At 64.5% G+C, this 24,553-nt stretch carries 15 protein-coding genes and 1 pseudogene; 13 read left to right on the top strand and 3 right to left on the bottom strand.

Annotation, left to right across the window (positions count from 1 at the left end):
• The first annotated feature begins 157 nt into the window (after nt 1-157).
• From smc to def, 4 genes are all read left to right on the top strand, one after another.
• Nucleotides 158-3,676, top strand: coding sequence for a chromosome segregation protein SMC (gene smc, locus ABIE53_RS12310; RefSeq protein WP_107706683.1), 3,519 nt, complete (start codon nt 158-160; stop codon nt 3,674-3,676).
• Nucleotides 3,677-3,814: 138 nt separating this feature from the next.
• The gene (locus ABIE53_RS12305) at nt 3,815-5,122 is read left to right on the top strand and encodes a cell division protein ZipA C-terminal FtsZ-binding domain-containing protein (RefSeq protein WP_107706684.1); all 1,308 of its coding nucleotides are present in this window, start codon (nt 3,815-3,817) and stop codon (nt 5,120-5,122) included.
• 186 nt (nt 5,123-5,308) lie between these two features.
• Nucleotides 5,309-7,390, top strand: coding sequence for an NAD-dependent DNA ligase LigA (gene ligA, locus ABIE53_RS12300; protein ID WP_107706685.1), 2,082 nt, complete (start codon nt 5,309-5,311; stop codon nt 7,388-7,390).
• Nucleotides 7,387-7,920, top strand: a complete 534-nt coding sequence (def, locus tag ABIE53_RS12295; RefSeq protein WP_006048667.1) for a peptide deformylase — start codon at nt 7,387-7,389, stop codon at nt 7,918-7,920. The genes ligA and def overlap by 4 nt, the downstream gene beginning before the upstream one ends.
• A gap of 118 nt (nt 7,921-8,038) precedes the next feature.
• Here def and ABIE53_RS12290 read toward each other — a convergent pair whose 3' ends face one another.
• From ABIE53_RS12290 to map, 3 genes are all read right to left on the bottom strand, one after another.
• Nucleotides 8,039-9,769: a pseudouridine synthase gene (locus tag ABIE53_RS12290; protein WP_425183905.1), complete on the bottom strand. Its 1,731-nt coding sequence runs from the start codon at nt 9,767-9,769 to the stop codon at nt 8,039-8,041.
• 681 nt (nt 9,770-10,450) lie between these two features.
• Entirely contained in the window at nt 10,451-13,030 is a 2,580-nt protein-coding gene (locus ABIE53_RS12285; protein WP_006048670.1) for a [protein-PII] uridylyltransferase, read from the bottom strand.
• 30 nt (nt 13,031-13,060) lie between these two features.
• Nucleotides 13,061-13,870, bottom strand: a complete 810-nt coding sequence (gene map / locus ABIE53_RS12280) for a type I methionyl aminopeptidase (protein ID WP_006048671.1) — start codon at nt 13,868-13,870, stop codon at nt 13,061-13,063.
• 509 nt (nt 13,871-14,379) lie between these two features.
• Here map and rpsB point away from each other — a divergent pair.
• The 9 genes and pseudogenes from rpsB to bamA all read left to right on the top strand — a co-directional run bounded on the left by rpsB (nt 14,380) and on the right by bamA (nt 24,548).
• Complete coding sequence (gene rpsB / locus ABIE53_RS12275) at nt 14,380-15,132, top strand: 30S ribosomal protein S2 (protein ID WP_006048672.1); 753 nt, start codon at nt 14,380-14,382, stop codon at nt 15,130-15,132.
• A gap of 181 nt (nt 15,133-15,313) precedes the next feature.
• A pseudogene (gene tsf, locus ABIE53_RS12270) lies at nt 15,314-16,197 on the top strand (translation elongation factor Ts).
• Between the two features lie 219 nt (nt 16,198-16,416).
• Nucleotides 16,417-17,130, top strand: a complete 714-nt coding sequence (pyrH, locus tag ABIE53_RS12265; protein WP_006048674.1) for a UMP kinase — start codon at nt 16,417-16,419, stop codon at nt 17,128-17,130.
• A 100-nt stretch (nt 17,131-17,230) separates the two neighbouring features.
• Nucleotides 17,231-17,791 carry a ribosome recycling factor gene (gene frr / locus ABIE53_RS12260; RefSeq protein WP_006048675.1) on the top strand — a complete coding sequence of 187 codons (561 nt, stop codon included), beginning with the start codon at nt 17,231-17,233 and terminating at the stop codon, nt 17,789-17,791.
• Between the two features lie 152 nt (nt 17,792-17,943).
• Complete coding sequence (gene uppS, locus ABIE53_RS12255) at nt 17,944-18,726, top strand: polyprenyl diphosphate synthase (protein WP_006048676.1); 783 nt, start codon at nt 17,944-17,946, stop codon at nt 18,724-18,726.
• The gene (locus tag ABIE53_RS12250) at nt 18,720-19,541 is read left to right on the top strand and encodes a phosphatidate cytidylyltransferase (RefSeq protein ID WP_107706687.1); all 822 of its coding nucleotides are present in this window, start codon (nt 18,720-18,722) and stop codon (nt 19,539-19,541) included. Before uppS ends, ABIE53_RS12250 begins: the two co-directional genes overlap by 7 nt.
• A gap of 10 nt (nt 19,542-19,551) precedes the next feature.
• A complete protein-coding gene (locus tag ABIE53_RS12245) occupies nt 19,552-20,757 on the top strand; it encodes a 1-deoxy-D-xylulose-5-phosphate reductoisomerase (RefSeq protein WP_053858268.1) in 1,206 nt (401 codons plus the stop codon).
• Nucleotides 20,758-20,764: 7 nt separating this feature from the next.
• On the top strand, nt 20,765-22,168 hold the full coding sequence (gene rseP / locus ABIE53_RS12240; RefSeq protein ID WP_107706688.1) for an RIP metalloprotease RseP: 1,404 nt from the start codon (nt 20,765-20,767) through the stop codon (nt 22,166-22,168).
• A 67-nt stretch (nt 22,169-22,235) separates the two neighbouring features.
• Nucleotides 22,236-24,548 (top strand): outer membrane protein assembly factor BamA, encoded by a 2,313-nt coding sequence (gene bamA / locus ABIE53_RS12235; protein WP_029970852.1) that lies wholly within the window; start codon nt 22,236-22,238, stop codon nt 24,546-24,548.
• The last annotated feature ends 5 nt before the right edge of the window (nt 24,549-24,553 follow it).

Below are 24,553 nucleotides of genomic sequence, written 5' to 3'. Positions count from 1 at the left end.
CCCCTCATTAGCCGGCGCATGCGCGACCCGCGTGCAACCGGCGCCCCAATTCCCGAGGGCTGGCAAGGACCGTAGGCCGTCTCGCCGCAGCCGCGAACGGCTCGTGCGGTCTTCGTGAGCCACCTATTATTTTTCCTTCTCAAACAGCGAAATCGCCGTGCGTCTGACCTCGATCAAACTCGCTGGATTCAAGTCATTCGTCGATCCCACGCATTTCCAGGTTCCGGGCCAGCTAGTCGGCGTGGTCGGACCGAATGGATGCGGCAAGTCCAACATCATCGACGCCGTGCGCTGGGTGCTCGGCGAATCGCGCGCCTCCGAGCTGCGCGGCGAGTCGATGCAGGACGTGATCTTCAACGGTTCGACTGCGCGCAAGCCGGGCAGCCGCGCGAGCGTCGAACTCGTGTTCGACAACGCGGACGGCCGCGCCGCCGGCCAGTGGGGCCAATATGCGGAGATTGCCGTCAAGCGCGTGCTGACGCGCGACGGCACCTCGAGCTATTACATCAACAACCTGCCGGCGCGCCGCCGCGACATCCAGGATATTTTCCTCGGCACGGGCCTCGGGCCGCGCGCGTACGCGATCATCGGGCAGGGCATGATCGCGCGCCTGATCGAAGCGAAGCCTGAAGAGTTGCGCGTGTTTCTCGAAGAAGCCGCGGGCGTCTCCAAGTACAAGGAACGCCGCCGCGAGACCGAGAATCGTCTGCATGACACGCGGGAAAACCTGACGCGGGTCGAGGACATCGTCCGCGAACTGAGCACGAATCTGGAGAAGCTCGAAGCGCAGGCGGTCGTCGCCACGCGCTACAAGGAACTGCAGACCGACGGCGAGGAAAAGCAGCGTCTGTTGTGGCTGTTGCGCAAGAACGAGGCGGGCAGCGAGCAGGAACGTCAGCAGCGCGCGATCGAACAGGCGCAGATCGACCTCGAGGCGCAAACCGCCAAACTGCGTGAAGTGGAAGCGCAACTCGAGACGCTGCGCGTCGCGCACTACTCGGCGAGCGACGCGATGCAGGGCGCGCAAGGCGCGCTCTACGAGGCGAACGCCGACGTCAGCAAGCTCGAAGCCGAGATCAAGTTCATTGTCGAATCGCGCAACCGCGTGCAGGCGCAGATTGCCGCGCTCACCGCGCAGCGCGAGCAATGGCTCGCGCAAGCCGAAAAGGCGCAAGGCGATCTGGAAGACGCCGAAGAGCAGCTTGCCGTCGCCGAAGAAAAAGCGGTAGTCGCCGAGGAAGAAGCCGCGGCGAAACACGACGCCATGCCCGCGCTCGAAGCGCGCTGGCGCGACGCGCAAGCGGAGCTGAACGCGGAGCGCGGCGGCATTGCGCAGACCGAACAGGCGCTCAAGCTCGAAGCCGCGCACCAGCGCAACGCCGACCAGCAATTGCAGCAGTTGCAGCAGCGTCACGAGCGGCTGAAAGCGGAAGCCGGCGGTCTCGATGCGCCCGACGAAGCGCAACTCGAAGAACTGCGCATGCAGCTCGCCGAGCACGAAGAAATTTTGCACGACGCGCAAGCGCGTCTCGCGGATGCGCAGGAAACGCTGCCGCGTCTGGACGCCGAACGGCGCGCCGCGCAAGAGCGCGTGCAGGCCGAAAGCGCGCAGATTCATCAGCTCGATGCGCGCCTCGCCGCGCTCAAGCAATTGCAGGAAAACGTGCAGACCGAAGGCAAGATCCAGCCGTGGCTCGAAAAGCACGAACTGGGTGCGTTGCCGCGTCTGTGGAAGAAGCTGCATGTCGAAGCCGGCTGGGAAGCCGCGCTCGAATCGATGCTGCGCGAGCGGCTTGCCGCGCTCGAAGTGTCGAATCTCGACTGGGTCAAGGCGTTCGCCACCGACGCGCCGCCCGCGAAGCTCGCGTTCTACGCACCACCCGTCGCCGGTCAGCCGGTTGCGGCGCCCGCTGGGCTGCGGCCGTTGCTGTCGCTGGTGCGGATCGACGACGCGGGCATCCGCGCCGTGCTCAACGACTGGCTCGGCCTCGCTTTCGTCGCCGACGATCTGCAGCAGGCGCTCAGCATGCGCGCGCAGTTGCCCGAAGGCGGCTCGTTCGTCGTGAAGGCGGGGCACGTGGTGACGCGCGTCGGCGTGCAGCTTTATGCCGCCGATTCCGAGCAGGCCGGCATGCTGGCCCGTCAGCAGGAAATCGAAAATCTCGCGCGCCAGGTGCGCGCTCAGGCTTTGCTCGCCGACGAAGCGAAGGCCGCCGCGATCCGCGCCGAAGCCGCGCACACGCAAGCCGCGCAGGCGCTGACCGACGTGCGCCAGCAAGCCGAGCGCGCGACGCAGCGTGTGCATGCGTTGCAGCTCGACGTGCTCAAGCTCACGCAGGCGCACGAGCGCTATACGCAGCGCAGCACGCAGATTCGCGAGGAACTCGAAGAGATCAATGCGCAGATCGACGAACAGCGCGCGCTGCGTGCCGAGTCGGAAGCGAACTTCGAGCGCTACGACGGCGAACTCGCGGAATTGCAGGCGCGTTTCGAAGATCATCAACTGGCTTTCGAGGCGCTCGACGAAGAGCTGACCACGGCCCGCGGACAGGCGCGCGATCTCGACCGCGCCGCCACCGACGCGCGCTTCGCCGCGCGCAACATGGCCGCTCGCATCGACGAATTGAAGCGCAGCATTCAGGTCGCGCATGAGCAGAGCGAGCGCGTGGCGGCGTCGCTGGAAGACGCGCGCGCCGAACTCGAAACGATCAACGAGCAGACCGCGCACACCGGCTTGCAGGACGCGCTCGACATTCGCGCGGTCAAGGAAGAGGCGTTGCACGCCGCTCGCCTCGAACTGGACGACCTGACCGCCAAGCTGCGCGCCGCCGACGAAACGCGTCTGACCGCCGAGCGCGCGCTGCAACCGCTGCGCGACCGCATCAACGAATTGCAGTTGAAGGAACAGGCCGCGCGGCTGAACGGCGAGCAGTTCGTCGAGCAACTGGCGGCAGCCGGCGTGGACGAGGCGGAACTGCAGGCCAAGCTCACGCCGGACATGAAGCCGTCGTACCTGCAGGGCGAAGTCACGCGCATCAACAACGCGATCACCGCGCTCGGTCCGGTCAACATGGCCGCGCTCGACGAACTGAAGGCGGCGACCGAGCGCAAGACGTTCCTCGACGCGCAATCGGCCGATTTGACGAGCGCGATCGAAACGCTCGAAGACGCGATCCGCAAGATCGACGCGGAAACGCGCACGCTGCTACAAGGCACGTTCGACGAAGTGAACCGTCATTTCGGCGAACTGTTCCCGCGTCTTTTCGGCGGCGGCCAGGCGAAGCTGATCATGACCGGCGACGAAATTCTCGACGCCGGCGTGCAGGTCATGGCGCAACCGCCGGGCAAGAAGAACTCGACCATTCATCTGCTGTCCGGCGGAGAAAAAGCGCTGACCGCGACCGCGCTGGTGTTCGCGATGTTCCAGTTGAATCCCGCGCCGTTCTGTCTGCTGGACGAAGTGGACGCGCCGCTCGACGACGCCAACACCGAACGTTTCGCGAACCTCGTGCGCGCGATGTCCGACAAGACCCAGTTCCTTTTCATCTCGCACAACAAGATCGCGATGGAAATGGCGCAGCAACTGATCGGCGTGACGATGCAGGAGCAGGGCGTGTCGCGCATCGTTGCCGTCGACATGGAAACGGCTGCGGGTTTCGCCCAGAATATCGTTTGAGCTTAGGTTCGAATTCGGTTCGAATTTCGTTTGAATCATGGAAGCGCGGCCGCCCGCGTTCAGCGCTGCGGCCGCGGCTGCGCGACACGTGGAGCGGGCATCGGGCCGCGCATATAAAGAATTGCTGATGGAGCATGCATGGACGAGTTGACACTCGGTTTGATCGGCGCGGGCGCCGTGGTGGTCGGGGGCGTGGTCGTGTACAACGCGTGGCAGAGCGCCAAGGTGCGTCGCAAGATGCCGCGGCCGATGCCGGCGGACGCCGCGGAGAGTTTCGCGCGCGACGACCACGAGGAGCAGAGCCCGTTCATCGAACCGGCCCGGCCGACCACGCGCCGCGAGCCGGTGGTCGGCGCGGATACGTCTGCCGATACGGCGTCGGCACGTGTAGAGCCGACTTTCGGCGCGCCGGTGGGCGCTGCGCCGCTCGATACGCCGGCTGATATTCAGGCCGAGACGACTACGCCGAACGGTTTTACACCAGCGGGCAATGACGACGATGCCGAGCGCGGTGCGAGCGCCGGTGCTGACAAAGACGCAGCGGCAGCACAATCCGCCGACGCTTCGCGCGAGCCCGACGAGCACATCGAACCGATCCTGCCTGCGGCCACTACTATCTCGTCGGCGCCGCCGGCTATCGTCGATCGCCGCATCGACTGCATCGTGCCGATTCGTCTGAACGGACCGGTTGCGGGCGACAAGGTCATCCCGCTTGCGCAGCGTTTGCGCCGCGCGGGCAGCAAGCCCGTGCATATCGAAGGCAAGCTCGAAGGCGGCGCGTGGGAACTGCTGCAAAACGGCGCGCGTTACGAAGAGTTGCGCGCGGCCGCGCAGTTGGCCAACCGCAGCGGCGCGCTCAACGAACTCGAGTTCTCCGAGTTCGTGACAGGCGTGCAGCAGTTCGCCGACGCGCTCGACGCATCGCCGGAATTTCCCGACATGCTCGAAACGGTTGCGATGGCGCGAGAGCTCGACGCTTTCGCCGCGCAGTGCGACGCGCAGTTGTCGATCAACGTGCTGTCGGACGGCGCGCCGTGGTCGGCCAACTATGTGCAGGCGGTCGCTTCGCAAGACGGCTTGCTGCTGTCGCGCGACGGCACGCGCTTCGTCAAGCTCGACGCGCGCCAGAGCCCGGTGTTCATGCTGCAGTTCGGCGACACCAATTTCCTGCGCGACGACCTCACGTACAAGGGCGGGCAGATGATCACGCTGGTGCTCGACGTGCCGGTCGCCGACGAAGACATCCTGCCGTTCCGTCTGATGTGCGACTACGCGAAGTCGCTGGCCGAGCGCATCGGCGGGCGAGTGGTCGACGATGGTCGGCGCCCGTTGCCCGAGACCGCGCTGCTCGCGATCGAAAAGCAGCTCATGACGCTTTACGCGAAGCTCGAGCAGGCCGGCATTCCGGCGGGCTCGCCGGCCACGCGGCGCCTCTTCAGCCAGTAACTCACCGAAGGTTTCCAGTGTTGCCGACGGCCGCGCGATGCGCGGCCGTTGTCGTTTGCAAATGACGTTGCGCTCACTTTAACGCCATTGCACGAGGCCCGAAACCTGGCCATTCGGACGATGTAAAGGGGCACGCTTTCCTGCGATAATCCAGTGTCCGATTTCACTGAAGAAGCGTCCCACAGCATGGCTCGAACTCCCGCCTCACATTCAGCCACGAGCGCTCCGGCCGAGCGCGATCCGGCTGCACGCGCCGAGTGGCTGCGCGCGGAACTCGAACGCGCCAACTACGCGTACTACGTGCTCGACCAGCCTGATCTGCCCGACGCCGAATACGACAAGCTGTTCAAGGAGCTCGAAAGCATCGAGGCGGAGCACCCGGATCTGATCGTGCCGGATTCGCCCACCCAGCGCGTGGGCGGCGAAGCGGCGAGCGGCTTCGAGCCGGTCGTTCACGACCAGCCCATGCTGTCGCTGAACAACGGTTTCGCCGACGAAGACATCATCGCGTTCGACAAGCGCGTCGGCGACGCGCTCGGCAACAATGCGAAAGAGCCGCCGGTGCCCGTCGACTACGCAACGGAGCTCAAGTTCGACGGCCTGGCCATCTCGCTACGTTACGTCGACGGCGTGTTCGTGCAGGCCGCGACTCGCGGCGACGGTGCGACGGGCGAGAACGTCACCGAAAACATCCGCACGGTCCGTTCGATTCCGCTCAGGCTCAAAGGCAAGCGCGTGCCGCACATACTCGACGTGCGCGGCGAAGTGCTGATGTTCAAGCGTGACTTCGAACGTCTGAACGAGCGTCAGCGCGCGGCGGGACACAAGGAGTTCGCCAATCCGCGCAATGCAGCCGCAGGCAGCTTGCGTCAGCTCGATCCGAAGATCACCGCGCAGCGGCCGCTGTCGTTCTTTGCCTATGGCATCGGCGTGCTCGACGGCATCGAGATGCCGGCCACGCACAGCGAACTGCTCGACTGGTACAAGGAGCTTGGCCTGCCGGTCAATTCGGAGCGCGCGGTCGTGAAGGGCGCCGAAGGTTTGCTCGCGTTTTTTCACGCGGTGGGCGAGAAGCGCGACAAGCTGCCGTACGACATCGACGGCGTGGTCTACAAGGTCAACCGGCGCGACGAGCAGGAAGCGCTGGGCTTTGTATCGCGTGCGCCGCGTTTTGCGCTCGCGCATAAATTCCCAGCACAGGAGGCGCTTACGAAGCTCGTCGCGATCGACGTGCAGGTCGGGCGCACCGGCGCAATCACGCCCGTTGCGCGGCTCGAGCCGGTGTTCGTCGGCGGAGCCACGGTGACCAATGCGACACTGCATAACGAAGACGAAGTGCGCCGCAAGGACATCCGCATCGGCGACACGGTGATCGTGCGGCGTGCCGGCGACGTGATTCCCGAAGTGGTGAGCGCGCTCATCGACCGTCGTCCGGATGACGCTCGCGAATTCGTGATGCCGACGCATTGCCCGGTGTGCGGCTCCAACATCGAACGGCTGCCGGACGAGGCGATTGCGCGCTGCACGGGCGGCCTTTTTTGTCCGGCGCAGCGCAAGCAGGCGCTGTGGCATTTCGCGCAGCGGCGCGCGTTGGACATCGACGGATTGGGCGAAAAAATTATCGATCAACTCGTCGAACAGAACCTGGTGCGCACGCCCGCCGATCTGTTCAACCTCGGCTTCTCGACGCTCGCGCAACTCGACCGTTTCGCCGACAAGTCCGCGCAGAACCTGCTCGACTCGCTCGAGAAGGCGAGGCACACCACGCTCTCGCGTTTCATCTACGCACTGGGGATTCGGCATGTCGGCGAATCCACGGCAAAGGATCTGGCGAAGCACTTCGGCTCGCTGGACCCGATCATGGAGGCTTCGGTGGAGGCGCTGCTCGAAGTCAACGACGTCGGGCCGGTTGTCGCCGAATCCATTCACCAGTTTTTCGCCGAAGAGCACAACCGCACGGTGATCGAGCAACTGCGCGCGCACGGCAAGGTCACATGGCCCGAGGGCCCGCCCGCGCCGAAGGCGCCGCAAGGCGTGCTGGCCGGCAAGACCATTGTGCTGACCGGCACGTTGCCGAGCCTTGCCCGCGAAGAAGCGAAGGAAATGCTGGAAGCGGCCGGCGCGAAAGTGGCCGGCTCGGTGTCGAAGAAAACAGACTATGTGGTGGCAGGGGCCGAAGCTGGCAGCAAGTTGGTGAAGGCCGAGGAACTCGGCATTCCCGTACTCGACGAAGATGGTATGCGTAAGCTCCTGGAGGGGCAGTCATGATCCGCGAAATTCTCAAGATGGGCGATCCGCGCCTGTTGCGTATTGCCGATCCGGTCGATCACTTCGACACGCCGGAATTGCATGAGCTCATTAAAGACATGTTCGAGACCATGCACGACGCGAACGGGGCAGGGCTTGCCGCGCCGCAAATCGGCGTCAATCTGCAGGTGGTGATCTTCGGCTTCGGCAGCAATGAGCGTTATCCGGACGCGCCGCCCGTGCCGGAAACCGTGCTGATCAATCCGACCATCACGCCGGTCTCGCTCGATATGGAAGAGGGCTGGGAGGGCTGCCTGTCGGTGCCGGGCTTGCGCGGCGCGGTCAGCCGCTTTTCGATGATCAAGTATCACGGCTTCGATCAGTACGGCAAACCGATCGACCGCGTTGCCGAAGGGTTCCATGCGCGCGTCGTGCAGCACGAATGCGATCACCTGATCGGCAAGCTGTATCCGATGCGAATCAACGATTTCGCGAAGTTCGGCTTTACGGAAGTGCTGTTTCCGGACCTGGACCCGAATAGCGACGATTGAGGCGGAAGTTCGAGGCGAAAGAAAAAACTCACGCAAATGAGTGGGTTCGATGAGATTGCTGGATGACTGGGACAGCCCGATCGGCTTACGCTGATCGGGCTGTTTTTTCGGACGTCTGTCAGAACGACTCGTCGGCGGCCAGGTAGCGCCACTGTCCGGGCGGCAGCGCGCCGAGCACCACGCGACCCATCCGCACGCGCTTCAAGCCGATCACTTCGAGGCCGACCAGTTCGCACATCCGGCGAATCTGGCGCTTCTTGCCCTCGCGCAGCACGAAGCGCAACTGCTCGCCGTTTTGCCAGCTGACCTGCGCGGGCTTGAGCGGGACGTCGTCGAGCGAGAGGCCGTGGCGCAGCAATTCGAGGCTTTCCGCCGGAAAGTGACTTTCGACGTCGACGGTATGCTCGCCGTAGGCGACGCGCACCAGATATTCCTTGTCGATCTCCGAATGCCCGCCGATCAGTTGCTTGGCGATGCGGCCGTCCTGCGTCAGCACCAGCAAGCCCGTTGAATCGATGTCGAGACGCCCGGCCGGCGCCAGTTGACGCAAATGCGCGACGGAAAAACGGATGTCCGAATGGTCGCCTTCCCAGCGGTTTTCCGGCGTCACGAGCGTGATGGCCGGCTGATAGCCGTCCTCCGCCTGGCCCGACACGTAGCCGACTGTCTTATGGATCAGCACCGTGACCTGGCTCGCTTGCACGGCTTCGGCGGCGGGGTCGATCTCGATCCGCTGATCGGGACGCACTTTAGTGCCCAGCGTGTCGATCCGTTCGCCGTCGACGAGCACCCAGCCTTTCTCGATCCATTCGTCGGCCTCGCGGCGCGAACAGAGGCCAAGCTCCGACATGAGCTTGGACAGACGCAGCGTGCCTGGCGCGTCTTCGATGTCGCGACGCGGTGTGCGCGGGGCCTGCTCGGCTTGCGCGTGACGGTCGGCCGATGCGGCGCCGCGCGGCTTGCCGGCGCGCGCGGGGCGGTCGTCGGGGCCGCGGCGTGTGGCGGATGGCTTATCGAAGCTGCGGGGGGCGCGGTCCGTGCGCTCTGTGCGCGGGGCGGAGGCGTTGCTGAAATCGCGTCGGGCGGGTGTGCGTTCGCCGCGTTCGTCACGGGGCGCGCGTGCTTCACGGTCCGGGCGGTCGCCGTAGCCGCTCTTCACGGGCTTCGCAAAGCTTCGTTCTCCACGCTCTCCGCGTTCGCCTTCGAAGCGACGCGGGGCGCTGTCGCTACGCGGTCCGCGCTCGCTGCCGAAACGCGGGCGATCGGATGCGTCGCGCTCGCGGCCCGTCGGACGTTCGCCGCGCGCACCGGCTTCCGCAGGACGGCCTGCTCCGGTGCGTGGTCCAGCAAATGGCCGGCGCTCGCCGCTGTCGCCGCGCGGCGCACGGTCTCCACCGAATTTGCGCGCGGCGCCGCCGTCGGCGTTGCCGTCGAAGCGGCGGGGCGGGCGCTCGGTGCTGTCTCCGAAACGACGGGGGGCGCGTTCCGCGCCTGCGCCGCGAGGGGCTCGGTCGGTGCTGCCGGTGCGGTCTTCGAAGCGTCGCGGTGTGCGGTCGCTGCTGCCGGCGCGGTCTTCAAAGCGTCGGGGTGTGCGGTCGGCGCTGCCGGCGCGGTCGCCGACCGGTGCGCGAGGTCCGCGCTCGCTGCCACCTGCGCGATCGTCAAAGCGTCGGGGTGCGCGGTCACTGCCGCCCGCCCGATCTTCAAAACGTCGCGGTGCCCGTTCGGCGCGCTCGCCGGCCGGGGCACGAGGTCCGCGCTCACCACCACCTGCGCGATCGTCGAAGCGCCGCGGTGGGCGGTCGCTGCTACCGGCACGATCTTCAAAGCGTCGCGGTGCGCGCTCGATGCGGTCGCCGGCCGGGGCACGAGGCCCGCGGTCGCTGCCACCTGCGCGATCCTCGAACCGTCGCGGTGCTCGCTCGCCGCCACCTGAGCGATCTTCAAAGCGTCGCGGCCCACGTTCGGCGCGCTCGCCGGCCGGGGCACGAGGCCCTCGCTCACCACCACCTGCGCGATCCTCGAACCGTCGCGGTGCGCGCTCGCTGCTACCGGCGCGATCTTCAAAGCGCCGCGGCCCACGCTCAGCGCGGTCGCCGGCTGGGGCACGCGGTGCGCGCTCGCGACCACCGGCCCGATCCTCAAACCGTCGCGGCGCTCGCTCGCCACCGCGCTCACTGCTTCCTTCAAAACGCCGTGCAGGCGCACCGCTCGTACCTTCGCGACGCGGCGGCCGATCGGACCCGCTCCGCCGCGCGCCAGCCGCGCCGCCAGCCCCGCCAGCGCCACGCTCACGCGCGAACCCACCTTCCTCGCGAGGAGCACGCGGCGCGCGTGCGCCAGCCGAACGTTTCTCGCCCGCCGACGCCCCCGCGCCTTCGCCGCGCGCCTCGCCCGGGCCGGACGTCGACGGTTTGGGTCCCGCCGGCCGTGTCGGCTTGCGCGCCGACGTGCTGCCGCTACGGACAGGGGCGCGTTCGGACGAAGCCGGCCGCGGGTGCTTGGCTGTTAATTTGACTCGCATGAAATCTCACACTGCGATCGCGCGCAGCAGTTCCGTCTCGACCTGAATTTGCAGGCGGTTGTCCGACAGACCGTGCCCGTCCAGCAGGAACACGTCCTCGACGCGTTCGCCGAGCGTATTAATCCGTGCCGACGCGACGCCGACACGATGTTCGGCGAGCACGCGCGCGATCGAATAAAGAAGGCCTGGCCGGTCGTTCGCCGACACGGACAGGATGTAGTATTGGCCGCGATCGTCGGCCCGAAGATCGACGCGCGGCGTAACAGGGAAGGTCCGCGACAGCCGCGACAAGCGGCCCTTCGACGGGCCCGGAAGCCAGGTGCCGTCGCCGGTGAGGCGCGCGGTCAGTTCCTGTTCGACGAGATTGGCAATGTCGCGATAATGCACGTCTTCTTCGGTATGCGCGACGAGGAAATTATCGAGCGCGTAGCCGTGACGCGTCGTGCTGACGCGCGCATCCAGCACCGACAAGCCATTGCGGTCGAAATACGCGCAAATGCCGGCGAACAGATCCGGCTGGTCCTTCACGTACACGAGCACCTGAAGCGCTTCGCCGATCGGCGACGGGCGAGCCCGGACGATCGGCGTCGGCGTCTCGACGTAACGGTAGAGCACACGCGTTTGCCAAGCGATGTCGGCCGCGTCGTGACGCAGGAAATAGCCGACGTCGAGCTTGTCCCACAGCGCCTTCTGCGCGCCTTCCGGCACTGTTTCGAGACGCAAGAGCGCAAGCGCCTCTTCCTGACGCGACTCCAGTTCCGAATGCGCGTCCGGCCGCGCGCCGCCGAGCACGGCGAGCGTCGCGCGATACAGGTCCTCGAGCAGCTTGCCCTTCCACGTATTCCAGACCTTCGGGCTGGTTCCGCGGATGTCGGCCACCGTCAGCAGGTACAGCGCGGTCAGGCGGCGCTCGGTGCCGACCAGTTCCGCGAATCGCTTGATGACCTCGGGATCGCTCGTGTCCTGCTTTTGCGCGACCTGGCTCATGGTCAGATGCTGCTGGACGAGCCAGACGACCAGTTCGCCGTCGTCGCCCTCGATGCCGTGATTGCGGCAGAAGCGCCGCGCGTCGGCCATGCCGAGCGTGGAATGGTCGCCGCCGCGGCCTTTCGCAATGTCGTGAAAGAGCGCCGCGACGTACAGTACCCACGGCCGGTCGAAGCTGACGATCAACTGGCTGCAGAACGGATATTCATGCGCGTGTTCGGCCACGGCGAAGCGCCGCAGATTGCGCAGCACCATCAGAATGTGCTGATCGACCGTGTAGACGTGATACAGGTCGTGCTGCATCTGTCCGACGATGCGCCGGAAATTCAGCAAATATCGCCCTAGCACGCTGGTCTGGTTCATCAGGCGCAACGCGTGCGTGATGCCGGCCGGCTGCTTCAGGATGTCCATGAAAAGACGCCGGTTTTCCGGATCGCGGCGCCAGTGCTGGTCCATCACCTCGCGCGCGTTGTAGATGGCGCGCAGCGTACGCGCCGAAAGCCCTTTCACGCCCGGCGTCTGCTCGTACAGCAGGAAGGCTTCGAGAATGGCGTTCGGTTCGCGCTGGAACAGGTCGTCGCTGGCGATTTCCAGCATGCCCTGTTTTTCGACGAAACGGTCCGACAGCACCCGCGTAATGCCGCTCGTGCTGGGAAAAAGCTGAGCCTCGATGTTCTGGATCAGAATTGTCGCGAGCTGCGTGACCGCCTTCGCCGCCCAGTAATAGCGGCGCATCAGCTGTTCGCTCGCGCGCTTGGTGGCGGTCGGCTTGTAGCCGAAACTCTCGGCTACCGGCGTTTGCAGATCGAACACCAGAATGTCCTGGCGACGGCCGGCAGTGACGTGGACCCGCGCCCGCAGCGACTTGAGGAAGCCCTCGTTGCGCCGCAGTTCCTGCGCTTCGCGCTCGGTGATGAGTCCGCGCGCCTCGAGTTCGCGCCAGCTACTGCCGAAGCCGGCCGCCTGGGTCACCCACAGAATTAGCTGAAGATCCCGCAGACCGCCGGGGCTTTCCTTGATATTCGGCTCGAGCGCGTAAGGCGTGTCCTGGAACTTGGCGTGACGCTGACGCATTTCCAGCACTTTCGCCTGGAAAAACGCTTTCGGATCGAGCGCCTCGCGATAGCGCTTCGCGAAGTCGTCGAACAGGGCCGCGCTGCCGGTAATGCGCCGCGCTTCGAGCAGCGACGTGCGCACGGTGACGTCGTTAGCGGCTTCTTCCAGACACTGCGAGACGCTGCGTACGCTGCTGCCCAGCTCGAGCCCGAGATCCCACGCGAGGCTGATGAAACGCTCGATGCGCGCTTCCAGATGCTCGAGCGGCGCGTCCGGCAGCAGCACCAGAATGTCGATGTCGGAATGCGGAGCCAGTTCGCCGCGACCGAATCCGCCGACGGCGACGAGCGCCAGCTCGGCCGGCAGTTCGCAGGTGTTCCAGGCGGCGCGCAGGGAGTCGTCGGTGGTACGCGAGAGCGCCGCCATCAATCCTTCTACGTTGGTGGCGGTCCTGAAGCGTTCCAGCAACTGGGCTTTGGCCACTTTGTAGTCCGCCTTGAGCGACGTGGCGTGGGATCGGGCGACGGCTGGAACACTACTCATGGGCGGCTGGCGGTGAAAAGGCGGGATCGATCAGGCCGTGGCGGCGATCACCGGCGGGCGCGCGGGCGTGCCGGCGGACACGGTCAGCACGTCGTAGCCGGTTTCCGTCACGAGCACCGTGTGTTCCCATTGCGCCGACAGACTGCGGTCTTTCGTCTTGACGGTCCACTGGTCGGGCATGGTGCGGATGTCGCGGCGGCCGGCGTTGATCATCGGCTCGATCGTGAAGATCATGCCGGCTTGCAGTTCCAGCCCGGTGCCGGGGCGGCCGTAGTGCAGAATCTGCGGGTCTTCGTGAAACACGGTGCCGATGCCGTGGCCGCAATATTCGCGCACCACGCTGTAGCCTTGCGCCTCGGCGTGCTTCTGGATCGCATAGCCGATGTCGCCCAGATGCGCGCCGGGGCGGACCTGGTCAATGCCGAGCCACATGCACTCGAAGGTGGTCTGAACCAGCCGCTTCGCGAGAATCGAGCCCTCGCCGACGATGAACATGCGGCTCGTGTCGCCGAAGTAACCTTCCTTGATCACCGTAATGTCGATGTTCAGCGCGTCGCCGTTCTTCAGCGTCTTGTCGCCGGGAATGCCGTGGCAGATCACGTCGTTCACCGAGATGCAGGTGGCCTTGGGGTAGGGCGGATAGCCGGGCGGCTGATAATTCAGCGGCGCGGGCACGGTGCCCTGTTCCTTGAGCATATATTCGTGACACAGGCGGTCGAGTTCGCCGGTCGTGACGCCGGCCGTGACGAACGGCGTGATGTAGTCGAGCACTTCGCTCGCAAGTTTGCAGGCGACGCGCATTTGCGCGATGTCGTGTTCGTTTTTGAGCGTGATAGCCATGAGTCGGGCCTGAAATGCGATTTATTCCGGGATTATCGCACCATATTCCCCGTGCCGCAGTCTTTTGGCGGCGTTTCGGCGGCTGTAACGATAGAGCGGAGGGCTTTGCGGTTCACGGCTGGAAGACGACGCGCGAGGCGGCCAGCCAGGCGCCGGGTGCAACCGGAGCCCGCGCGAAGGAGCCACCCGGCAGGTTGAGTCGGCCGATAGTCGCATGCTATAATGTTTGGCTAAGTCGATCCTTTTCCTGTCCTGGTGGCTTCTTGTCATCGTTCAGACCGACTCTAGGCTGATTATGGTGGCAGCGGGCCAGCAACCAATCAACCAACGGCAGATAGAGGTGAAGCTTCCCGTGGCGCTTGTCGCCCGAGCCACGGGTGAGAGCAGTATCAAGGCGGCAGACTCGCAAGCCGGCGCACCCAGGGTGTTCGCGGCGCTCAGCCAGACAAGACATGGCGGCGCGGCGGATACGGCAGCCGGCTTAAGACCCAACCCTCGCGGAGATTTTCATGGCAGTTACCATGCGTCAAATGCTGGAAGCCGGTGTCCACTTCGGTCACCAAACGCGCTTCTGGAACCCGAAGATGGCCCCCTTCATTTTCGGCCATCGCAACAAGATTCACATCATCAACCTCGAAAAGACGCTGCCGATGTACAACGACGCGCTGAAGTACGCGCGTCAACTGGCAGCCAATCGCGGCACCATCCTGTTCGTCGGCACGAAGCGTCAGTCGCGTGACACGATCGCCCAGGAAGCGCAGCGCGCCGGCATGCCTTATGTCAACGCACGCTGGCTCGGCGGCATGCTGACCAACTTCAAGACGCTGAAGGTTTCGATCAAGCGCCTGAAGGACATGGAAGCGGCGCTGGAAGCAGGCGAAACGGAACGCATGAGCAAGAAGGAAGCTCTGCTGTTCGAACGCGAAATGGCCAAGCTGCAGAAGTCGATCGGCGGCGTGAAGGACATGGGCGGCATTCCGGACGCGATTTTCGTGGTCGACGTCGGCTACCACAAGATTGCCGTCACCGAAGCGAACAAGCTCGGCGTGCCGGTCATCGCAGTGGTCGATACGAACCACTCGCCGGAAGGCATCGACTACGTGATCCCGGGTAACGACGACGCCAGCAAGGCCGTCGCTCTGTACGCGGCCGGCGTGGCTGACGCGATCCTCGAAGGCCGTGCCAACGCGGTCAACGAAGTGGTGCAGGCTGCACGCGGCGACGACGGCGACGAGTTCGTCGAGGTCAACGCGGAAGCGTAAAGCTGCCCCGTGTCCGGCAAAAAAGGGGGCTTTCTACAGGCCCCCTTTTTTTAAGCCGCGACGCTGTAGCAAGGCGTTATCCGTAAAAAATTCGCATAACGCTGAAACGAATTCTTGCCGCCGGTATCGAAGTGCGGGCGGCGTGTGACACGGAACACAGACGGAACTCAAGGAGCAAATGATGGCGGCAATTACCGCAAGCATGGTTGCAGAACTGCGCGCAAAGACCGACGCGCCGATGATGGAATGCAAGAAGGCGCTGACGGAAGCCGACGGCGACATGGCGCGCGCCGAAGAGCTGCTGCGCGTGAAGCTGGGCAACAAGGCCAGCAAGGCGGCATCGCGCGTCAACGGCTGAAGGCGTGGTCGCATCGTTCATCGGCGGCAATGCAGGTTCGCTGGTCGAGCTGAACTGCGAAACCGACTTCGTTTCGAAGAACGACGACTTCCTGGCTTTCTCGAAGAAGATCGCCGAACTGGTCGCCACGCAAAACCCGGCCGACGTCGCCGCGCTGTCCGCTCTGCCGCTCGACGGCCAGACCGTCGACGCAGTGCGCCTCGCGCTGGTCGGCAAGATCGGTGAAAACCTGTCGATCCGCCGTTTCGTGCGCTTCGAGACGTCGAACAAGCTGGCAGCGTACCTGCACGGCACGCGCATCGGCGTGCTGGTCGAGTACACCGGCGCCGACGAGCAGGTCGGCAAGGACGTGGCCATGCACATCGCCGCGATGAAGCCGGTCTCGCTGTCGTCGGACGACGTGCCGGCGGACCTGATCGCCAAGGAACGCAGCATCGCCGAGCAGAAGGCCGCCGAATCGGGCAAGCCGGCTGAAATCGTCGCGAAGATGGTGTGAAGGCAGCGTGCAGAAGTACCTGAAGGAAGTGTCGCTGCTGAACCAGACGTTCGTTAAGAACGACAAGCAGACGATCGAACAGATGCTGAAGGCGGGCAACGCGAGCGTCCAGAAGTTTGCGCTCTTCGTGGTCGGCGAAGGCATCGAGAAGAAGCAGGACGACTTCGCCGCTGAAGTTGCCGCTCAAGTGGCTGCTGCGAAGCAACAATAAGCATCGCGAGTCTTAGCTAGTACCGTTGTACCCGCGGCGCAGCAAGACTGTGCCGCGGTCGGCAGCGCCGCAAGGCTGCGCGCGGGTTGATCCTCGCCGCGCGGCCGCCGCCGGTGGACCTTCCGGGTTCATCAATTTGGCGGCGCTTGCCCGAATCGGCGTTTCACCCCTACATTAGTCCCTTGTTGTTGCCCTGTTCTGCGCGATCTGGATACCCCTATGCCCACTGCCTACAAACGCGTCCTGCTCAAACTCTCCGGTGAAGCTCTGATGGGCGACGATGCCTTCGGCATCAATCGCGCGACCATCGAACGAATGGTGGCGGACGTGGCCGAAGTGGTCCGTCTTGGAACGCAGTTGGCGGTAGTGATCGGCGGCGGCAACATCTTCCGTGGCGTCGCGGGCGGCGCGGCCGGCATGGATCGCGCCACGGCCGACTACATGGGCATGCTGGCCACCATGATGAACGCGCTGGCGCTGCAAGACGCCATGCGTCACGCCGGCATCGAGGCGCGTGTGCAATCCGCGCTGCGCATGGACCAGGTCGTCGAGCCGTACATCCGTCCGCGCGCGATTCGCCAGCTCGAAGAAGGCAAAGTCGTGATTTTCGCGGCCGGCACCGGCAACCCGTTCTTCACGACCGACACGGCCGCCGCGCTGCGCGGCTCGGAAATCGGCGCCGAAGTCGTGTTGAAAGCCACCAAGGTGGACGGCGTCTACTCAGCCGACCCGAAGAAAGATCCGAGCGCGACGCGCTACACCACGATCAGCTTCGACGAGGCAATCGGCCGCAACCTGCAGGTCATGGACGCCACGGCGTTCGCGCTGTGCCGCGACCAGAAGCTGCCGATCCGCGTTTTTTCGATCGTCAAGCCGGGCGCATTGAAGCGCATCGTGCTCGGCGAGGACGAGGGCACCCTCGTCCACGTGTAAACTCTCGTTCACATAACGTGGGCTTTGACGCGAGCCCGGGCCGCCGCATATCGCGCGTGCTGGCCGGCTCGCACCGTTTTGAAGGTTCGGAGGTTTTAAAATGTCTGTGGCTGATATCAGGAAGGGCGCTGAACAAAAGATGCAGCGTTCCATCGACGCGTTCAAGAACGATCTGTCGAAAATCCGTACGGGCCGTGCGCACACGGGCCTGCTTGATCACATCCAGTGCGATTACTACGGCTCGCCGGTGCCTATCTCGCAGGTCGCGAACCTGACGCTGATCGACGCACGCACGATCGGCGTGCAGCCGTGGGAAAAGAAGATGGTCCCGGTCGTCGAAAAGGCGATCCGCGAGTCGGATCTCGGCCTGAACCCGGCTACCCAGGGCGACGTGATCCGCGTGCCGATGCCCGCGCTGACCGAAGAACGCCGCCGCGAACTGACGAAAGTCGTCAAGAGCGAAGCCGAAACGGCCAAAGTCGCCGTGCGCAATCTGCGCCGCGACGCGAACGAGCAACTGAAGAAGCTCGTTAAGGACAAGGAAATTTCGGAAGACGACGAACGCCGCGCCGGCGACGACGTTCAGAAGCTGACGGACAAATTCGTCGCTGAAATCGACAAGCTTGTTGTGACCAAAGAAGCAGAGATCATGACGGTATGAGGCTGCGAGGCTCCGAACAGAACGCCGGCTCGCTTCGGCGTTACTGTCTGTGCGGAGCTCGCGCGAAGTCCGAGTCGTGAAGCGCCAGGTCTGGGAGCACTCACACTTTCAGGATTTTTACTTCTTCATTTGCAGTTATTGTCCCGACGGCCATGACCTACACCAGTTCAACCGTGCGCGTGCCTGATGTCGCCGCGGTGCCGCGACACATCGCGATCATCATGGACGGCAACGGCCGTTGGGCCACCCAGCGCCGCTTGCCGCGCGTGGCCGGTCATACGCGCGGCGTCGACGCGGTGCGCGCGGCCGTCGAGGCGTGTGCCCGCCAGGGCGTCGAATATCTGACGCTGTTCGCTTTCAGCTCCGAAAACTGGCGCCGTCCGAACGACGAAGTGTCGTTCCTGATGCGCCTTTTCGTCACGGCGCTGGAGCGCGAAATCGGCAAGCTGCACGCAAACGGCATCCGTTTGCGCGTGGTCGGCGATCTCGAACGTTTCGATGCGCGCATCCGCGACCTGATCAAACGGGCGGAAACCAAGACGGCGCGCAATTCCCGCCTCACGCTGACCATCGCCGCCAATTACGGCGGCCGCTGGGACATCATGCAGGCGACCCGCAAGCTCGTGGAACAGGCCGCGCTCGCCGGCAAGCCGGTCGAGGTGAACGAGGATTCGTTCGCCGAGCATCTGTCCATGGCCTATGCGCCTGAGCCCGACCTCTTCATCCGCACGGGCGGCGAGCGGCGCGTCAGCAATTTCCTGCTGTGGCAACTCGCCTACACCGAGTTCTATTTCACCGACACCTTCTGGCCGGATTTCGACGCCGACGCGCTCGGCCGCGCGATTGCCTCATACGGCGAGCGCGAGCGCCGTTTCGGCCGCACCAGCGCTCAGCTCGAGCCGCAATCGCAAAACGTCGATTCGCTTCCATGCTAAAAACCCGTGTCATCACGGCGATTGTGCTTCTGGCGGTGTTCCTGCCCGTCACGTTGTTCGCGCCGGTCGGCGCGTTCGGCGCGCTGATCGCTTTCGTCGTCGTGTTCGCCGCATGGGAATGGGCCCGCCTGCTGAAGCTGGGCGGCGCCGGCCCGGTTATCTACGCGCTCGTCGCGGCGGTCGCGCTCGTGGCCAGCACGCGGCTTGGCATCGGCGTGGACAGCGCGCAGCCGTTTTACAAGGCGGCCGCCATTTTCTGGGTGATCGCCGGCCCGTTCGTGCTGCTGCGCAAGCCGACGCTCGCGCAAGGCGCCTGGCGCAGCTTTCTGCTGCTTGTCGGGATTGTGATATTCGTCGCCTGCTGGCATGCTCTCGTCGCCGCGCGCATGCAAGGCGTGCCGTTCGTGCTGTCGCTGCTGCTATTGGTATGGCTCGCGGATATCGGCGCATACTTCTCGGGTAAGGCGTTCGGCAAGCACAAGCTCGCGCCCGCCATCAGTCCCGGCAAGACGTGGGAGGGCGCGATCGGCGGCTGGCTCGCGGTGATGATCGTCGCGGTGGCGGCGGTCCTTTCGCATGCGTTCGAGCCGACCCTGTATTCTGAGCTGTGGGCGCATTGGGGCGCCCCGCGCGCGCTGCTTGCCCTGACGCTGCTGGTGGCGTTCAGCGTGGTGGGCGACCTTTTTGAATCCATGATGAAACGCCAGGCCGGCGTGAAAGATTCGAGCGGCCTGTTGCCGGGGCACGGAGGCGTGCTCGACCGCATCGACGCATTGTTGCCGGTGCTGCCGCTTGCCATGCTGCTGCTCGGCTAGAGAAAGAGATATGCAAAAACGTCTGACATTGCTCGGTTCCACGGGCTCGATTGGAGACAGCACGCTCGACGTCGTCGCGCGTCATCCCGAGCGCTTTTCGGTTTATGCGCTCACTGCGCACCGCAACGGCGACAAGCTCGTCGAGCAATGCCTGCGCTTCCGGCCAGAAGTCGCCGTGGTCGGCGACGCCGACACGGCGGCGCGCGTCGCGGCCAAGCTGCGCGACGCGGGCTGCAAGACGGAGGTGACGCACGGCGCCGAGGCGCTCGTCGAGGTGTCGAAGAGCGACGGCTGCGACACCGTGGTCGCGGCCATCGTCGGTGCGGCCGGCCTCGCGCCGAGCCTCGCGGCCGCGCGCGCCGGCAAGCGCATTCTGCTCGCGAACAAGGAAGCGCTCGTGATGTCGGGCGCGATCTTCATGGATGCCGTGCATGACAACGGCGCCGTGCTCTTGCCGGTCGACAGCGAACACAACGCCATTTTCCAGTGCCTGCCGCGCGAAGCCGCGCTGCATGGTGGCGTCTCCAAGATCATCCTGACCGCGTCGGGCGGCCCGTTCCGCACGCGCGAACCGGCCACGCTCGCCGACGTCACGCCCGATGAAGCCTGCAAGCATCCGAACTGGGTGATGGGCCGCAAGATCTCCGTCGACTCCGCGACCATGATGAACAAGGGCCTCGAGGTCATCGAGGCGCATTGGCTGTTCGGTTTGCCGGGCGAACGCATCGACGTGCTGATTCATCCGCAAAGCGTGATTCATTCGCTGGTGTCGTACGCCGACGGTTCGGTGCTCGCGCAACTCGGCAACCCCGATATGCGCACGCCGATCGCGCACGCGCTCGCGTTCCCGGATCGCGTGGATTCGGGCGTCGCGCAACTGGATCTCGTGGAAATCGCGTCGCTGTCGTTTGAAAAGCCGGACTACACGCGTTTCCCTTGCCTGGCATTGGCCATGAAGGCGCTCGCCGAAGGCGGCGTCGCCAGCGCGGCGCTCAATGCCGCTAACGAAATTGCTGTTGAAGCGTTCCTGTCGCGCCAGATCGGCTTCATGGCGATCGCGCAGGTGGTCGACTCGGTGCTCAACGCGTTGCCCAATCGCAGCGCGCATGCGCTCGAAGACGTGATCGAAGCGGACGCCGCCGCGCGTCGCGCCGCAGCCGAATTCATCGCGCGTCTGCCCGACGCCGCCCGCCGCACGGAACGCGCCGTCCAGTGAGGCGCCTATGAATCTGCTGATCGAAGTGCTCGCCTTCGCGGTCGCGATTGGCGTGCTGGTGGTCGTCCACGAATATGGGCATTACAGCGTGGCGCGGCTGTGCGGCGTCAAGGTGCTGCGCTTTTCGATTGGCTTCGGCAAGCCGCTGTTCCAATGGGTTAGTCCCAAGAGCGGCACCGAATGGACGGTCGCCGCGCTGCCGCTCGGCGGCTACGTGAAGATGCTCGACGAGCGCGAGACGGGCGGCGCGCCGATTCCCGCCGAAGCGTTGCCGCATGCGTTCAACCGGCAGTCGGTGTGGCGCCGCATCGCAATCGTCGCGGCCGGGCCGGTCGCGAATTTCCTGCTTGCCATCGTCCTGTTCGGCCTCGTGTTCGCGACCGGCGTCACCGAACCGGCGGCGATCCTTGCCACGCCCGCGCCCAACACGACCGCTGCGGCCGCCGGTTTCGAAGGCGGCGAAACAGTGGTGGCGGTGCGCGCGGAGAACGCGGCCGACTCCGAGCCGGTGCGCTCGTGGTCGGATTTGCGCTGGAAGCTGCTCGGCGCGGCGTTCGATCACAAGCGCGTCGTGCTGATCGCGAAAGGCGCGAACGGCCCGTCCGACTTCCAGCTCGATCTGCGCGGTGTCACCGAAAAGGACGTCGACGACGACTTCATGTCGCGGCTCGGCTTCGAACCCGGCGGGGGCAAGCTGACGGTTGCCGGCGTGCAGCCGGGCAGTGCCGCGCAAAAGGCGGGCCTTCTTCCGGGCGATCGCTTGCGCGCGATCAACGGAGTCGCGACTGATAACGCCACAGCCTTCATCGCGTATGTAAAATCGCACGCCGGCCAACCGCTGACGCTGCAAGTAGAGCGCGCAGCCGCGGGTCAAACGGAAGCGCAGGGCTCGGGCAAGCTCGAAGACATCAGGATCGTTCCGCAAGCGCAGCGCGACGCGGCAACGGGGCAGCAGGTCGGTCGCATCGGCGCTGAGCTTGCGACCCAGGTGCCGTCCATCAACGTGCGTTATGGACCGGTCGAAAGTCTTCAGCTCGGCGCGCGCCGCACGTGGGATCTCGCGGTTTACTCGGTGCGGATGTTCGGCCGCATGATCGTTGGCGATGCATCGCTGAAGAATCTGTCGGGTCCGGTGACCATCGCCGATTACGCAGGAAAGAGCGCACGTCTGGGTCCTTCTGCATTCCTGTCGTTCCTCGCCCTCGTCAGTATTAGCCTCGGTGTACTGAACCTGCTACCAATTCCGGTATTGGACGGGGGTCATCTGTTATATTATTTGGTTGAAGCTGTGACCGGTAAAGTTGTCTCCGATCGCTGGCAACTCGTTTTTCAGAGGGCGGGTCTCGCCTGCATCGTCGCTTTGTCGGCGATTGCACTGTTCAACGATCTCGCTCGTTTAATCCACTTTTAAAGTGTCCGGCGGCGCTCACAATAGCGACCGTCCGACCTGATGCAGCTATACACACTGGGGAAGCACGTTGTTTAAACCTCATCGCTTTGTTCCGAAGACGGTTATAACCGCGGCATTCGCCGCGCATGGGCTGGTTGCTCACGCAACCACGCCCTTCGTGGTGCAAGACATCCGGATCGAGGGATTGCAACGCGTCGAACCCGGTACGGTGTTCGCCTACCTGCCCATCAAGCAGGGCGACACGTTCAACGACGACAAGGCATCCGAAGCGATTCGCGCGCTGTACGCAACGGGTTTCTTCAACGACGTCAAGATCGCGACCGAAGGCAATGTAGTGATCGTGCAGGTGCTGGAGCGTCCGGCCATCGGCACGATCGACTTCGCGGGCATTCACGAATTCGACAAGGAAAACCTGACCAAGGCGCTGCGCGCGGTCGGTTTGTCGCAAGGCCGTTACTACGACAAGGCGCTCGTCGATAAGGCGGAACAGGAACTGAAGCGCCAGTACCTGACGCGCGGCTACTATGCAGCCGAAGTCACGACCACCATCACGCCGATCGACCGCAATCGCGTCTCGGTGCTGTTCTCGGTGGCCGAAGGGCCGAGCGCCAAGATTCGCCAGATCAACTTTATCGGCAACAAGGCGTTCAGCACCGGCACGCTGCGCGACGAAATGCAGTTGTCCACGCCGAACTGGTTCTCGTGGTACACGAAGAATGACCTGTACGCGAAAGACAAGCTCACCGGCGACCTCGAAAATATCCGCTCGTACTACCTGAACCGCGGCTATCTCGAGTTCAACATCGAGTCGACCCAGGTGTCGATCACGCCGGACAAGAAGGACATGTATCTGACGGTCACGCTGCATGAAGGCGAGCCGTACACGATCTCGAGCATCAAGCTGGCCGGCAATCTGCTCGACCGCGAGCCGGAGCTTGCCAAGCTCATCAAGATCAAACCGGGCGACCGCTTCTCGGCCGAAAAGCTGCAATCCACGACCAAGGCAATCGTCGACAAGCTGGGCGAATACGGTTACGCGTTCGCGACCGTCAACGCGCAGCCGCAGATCGACCAGTCGAATCACAAGGTGGACCTGACGCTGCAAGTGGACCCGAGCCGCCGCGTCTACGTGCGCCGCATCAACGTGGTGGGCAACACCCGTACGCGCGACGAAGTGGTGCGCCGCGAAATGCGCCAGCTCGAAAGCTCGTGGTTCGACTCGAACCGCCTCGCGTTGTCGAAAGACCGTATCAACCGTCTTGGCTACTTTACCGACGTCGACGTGACCACGATCCCCGTGGAAGGCACGCCCGACCAGGTGGACGTGGACGTGAAGGTCGCCGAAAAACCGACCGGCGCGATTACGCTGGGCGCGGGCTTCTCGTCGACGGACAAGGTGGTGCTGTCCGCAGGCGTCTCGCAAGACAACGTGTTCGGTTCGGGCACGAGCCTCGCGGTGAACGTCAACACCGCGAAGACGTATCGCACGTTGACCGTCACGCAGGTCGACCCGTACTTCACGGTGGACGGCATCAAGCGTATTACCGACGTCTACTACCGCACGTATCAGCCGCTGTATTACTCGACCGATTCGAGCTTCAAGATCGTCACGATGGGCGGCGACCTGAAGTTCGGCATTCCGTTCTCGGAAGTCGATACGGTGTACTTCGGCGCGGGTCTGGAGCAGAACAAGCTCGACGTCGACGCGAACACGCCGGCATCGTACAAGCAATACGTCGACGACTTCGGCCGCGTGTCGAACAACGTGCCGGTCACGGTGGGCTGGTCGCGCGACGCGCGTGACAGCGCGCTCGTGCCGAGCCGCGGCTACTTCGCGCAGGCGAACGCCGAATACGGCACGCCGATCGGCAGCACGCAGTATTACAAGGCCGACATCAACGCACAGTACTATTACTCGTTTGCGCGCGGCTTCGTGCTGGGCTTCAACTTCCAGGGCGGCTACGGCAAGGGCACGGGCGGCAAGCCATACCCGATTTTCAAGAACTACTACGCGGGCGGTATCGGTTCGGTCCGTGGCTACGAGCCGAGCTCGCTCGGTCCGCGCGACAAGACGACGGGCGATCCGATCGGCGGCTCGAAGCTGCTCGTCGGCAACATCGAATTGACATTCCCGCTGCCGGGCACCGGCTATGATCGCACCTTGCGCGTGTTCACGTTCCTCGACGCCGGTAACGTCTGGGCGGACGCGAGCGCTGCGGCCAATTCGAACGGCGCGAACGGTCTGCGTTACGGCTACGGTGTCGGTCTCGCATGGATTTCGCCGATCGGGCCGCTCAAGCTGAGCCTGGGCTTCCCGCTCACGAAGCACACGGGCGACCAGTATCAGAAGTTCCAGTTCCAGATCGGGACGGCGTTCTGATCCGC

It is taken from the genome of Paraburkholderia sp. OAS925, assembly GCF_040543975.1.
Lineage (GTDB): Bacteria > Pseudomonadota > Gammaproteobacteria > Burkholderiales > Burkholderiaceae > Paraburkholderia > Paraburkholderia graminis.
The sequence above is the reverse complement of the archived record's forward strand: the minus strand, read 5'-3'. Positions and strand labels throughout refer to the sequence as shown.